Below are 2,213 nucleotides of genomic sequence, written 5' to 3'. Positions count from 1 at the left end.
GAGCAAGGAGGATGCTGTTGAGCCATTGTTGTAGGTGGGAGTTGGAGTAACTGTAAATGTGTTGAAGAGAATTCCGCAGTAAGTGGCGGTCGCTCAGGAGAAGAGACGAAGGGCCTATATCATATTGGTCCGTGGCTTGATCGAGCATGGATGCTCTGGAGTCGATTTTGTCCGGATGTGTAGGGGAGTGTTTGATATTGTTGCGGTGTTCCCACATGTGGAAGGATATGTCCCAGAGTTGTCGGATGAGTCCTGCTGTCCATCCGTGGCCATCCAGTTTGGTATCGCATTTGCGGAGATATTTGGTTTGGATATCGGTGAACTGATGGGAGATACGGCCAAGGAGCATGTTGTAGATACCGATGGTGTATTGCTCCTCAATGGCTGTGGTTACTGTGGGGTCGACATGGAGAACTGTGGTAGGGGTCCCAACATCGTGCCAGTGGCGAAGGATAGTGATGATCGCCTTGGTGATATCGGGATGGGAAAAATGGGTGTTGAGCCAGTGATGAAGTCTTTGTAATTGAACGACCCATTGGGTGATTGCTCGTGCGTCGGTGCAGGTGAGGACGTGGGTAGTGGTTTTGTTGGATGCACCACAGCGGGGGCAATTGCTGTGGTCCTGATGCTCGCGGAGAAGTTCCATCCTGCCGACTGCGCAGTGGCCTGTAGCATGCTTGAGGAGCCATCGCTGTTTGCCCAATGGGATCCGTTTCATGGCACGTTTGAGAGCCTGTTGATCAAGTAGGGCCCAGACTGCTGGGGTAATGCCATGTTTTTCGGCCCACGCTAGAGTAGGTCGTTTGTAGATTTGGGCGTAGAGGGCTGGGATGTTGAGGCCTGACAGTTTGTTGCCGTCGAGAGAAAGGGACCAGCGTTCGTGTTTGAGACGGATGTTGGGCTTGATAAGGTTTGCGTTCGAGCATGCAGTGCTGTGGATCTTGGCTAGCTCATCACATTGGACGTTCAGCAGGGCCCAGTTGTCAAGGGTGTTCGTGTGTGGGAGGTCGTCTTGATGACCTTTGATCCATTTGAAGGAGCATTGGATAGGAAGGGCTTTGAGGCGGCGCCGTATGTCGAATAGTAAGTCAAAGTCGGTTTGTTGAGGTTTAAGTAGCCAGTCTCCGGCCGTCTGGTTGAGAGCGCTTTCCCCGTCGAGGCCAATAGTGATAGCTCCCGCCGTGAGGGAGAAATGGGATGCAATCAGATCGAGGAGGACAAGGATGCCGGCCACTCCGGCTAGTTCGCTCCGGTAGGCACTTTGTTGGAGTGGAGATCCTATCACTTGATTTTGGCCTGCAATCTGAATGGTGATGTCCGTAATGGAGGGGGTGAGAACGAACGCGGAAGATCCAGTAAGGGTGGCAGGGTCAAAGGAGCCGTCGCTGACGGCTATAGCGGTACCGTGTTGGATGGCGAGGGCTATAGAGAGAAGGGGCGCTGTGTCGATTTGGGTTCGATGGAGGGTCCACTTGGAGTGTTCAGGGAGGGCTTGAATACGTTGGGAGAAGGTGACGTTGGGGGGAAGGAGTTCCGGGATAGGGGTGGCGGAGGGCACGGGGCTCAGAGCAATGAGGGTGATTTGGTTGGTTGTGGCGTCGAGCGGTATGATGGAAGCTAGTTGGAGGCCAGGATGTGAGGGAGGGGGAACCTGTGTATCTCTAACAAACCGTTTGTTGATGGGGCTGTGGTGGTGCACAATGCGTCGGAATCGATACCATTGGCCTCTGTGTTGATCGTGGTGATACAAGCATTGTTGGTCCGTCGAGTAGAGCCATAGCCATGAGGTGGTCGGTGATTGGAGCCAAGTGCCTAGAGGTCGCTGGAGTGTAAGGAAGGGGCAACCGGGGCGTAGAAAGCAGTGATGGAGGGCTTGGCGCCAGATGGTCCAGTGGTCAGAAGACAGGGAAGGAGGGTTTCTTGGCCAGGAGTAGGAGTGGATGGTATGTGGGGGTGGCTGTCCTGTGAGGACGTACGGGAGCAACCGGCGGCCGTTGCAGGTGGTAATGTCCGCGAGAGTAATGATACGGAGATATTTGCGGCAGTCGTTGAGCTTCCGGAGCGTGGCTCCACGGTATTTGGCGTCGACAAATGCTTCCATGAGGAAAGCATCGTTAGCGCGGAGGGGTTGAAGGCATGGGGAGTCGTCTTCGATGTGAAGATTGTGGGCGATGGCGAATTGCCAGACGGTGGCAGTCCAGCAGGTGAGGTTG

At 54.5% G+C, this 2,213-nt stretch carries 2 protein-coding genes; one reads left to right on the top strand and one right to left on the bottom strand.

The genetic code is table 11. The features are described 5' to 3' along the window. The coding region (locus V6D20_17320; GenBank protein HEY9817543.1) for a hypothetical protein at nucleotides 1-1,558 on the bottom strand (1,558 nt) is incomplete at its 3' end. Between the two features lie 387 nt (nucleotides 1,559-1,945). On the opposite strand from V6D20_17320, the gene V6D20_17315 reads away from it, so the two are divergent. Next, nucleotides 1,946-2,213 (top strand): hypothetical protein (locus V6D20_17315; protein HEY9817542.1); only part of this gene is annotated, 268 nt, incomplete at its 3' end.

It is taken from the genome of Candidatus Obscuribacterales bacterium (genome assembly GCA_036703605.1).
In the GTDB taxonomy this organism is placed as follows: Bacteria; Cyanobacteriota; Cyanobacteriia; order RECH01; family RECH01; genus RECH01.
The sequence above is the reverse complement of the archived record's forward strand: the minus strand, read 5'-3'. Positions and strand labels throughout refer to the sequence as shown.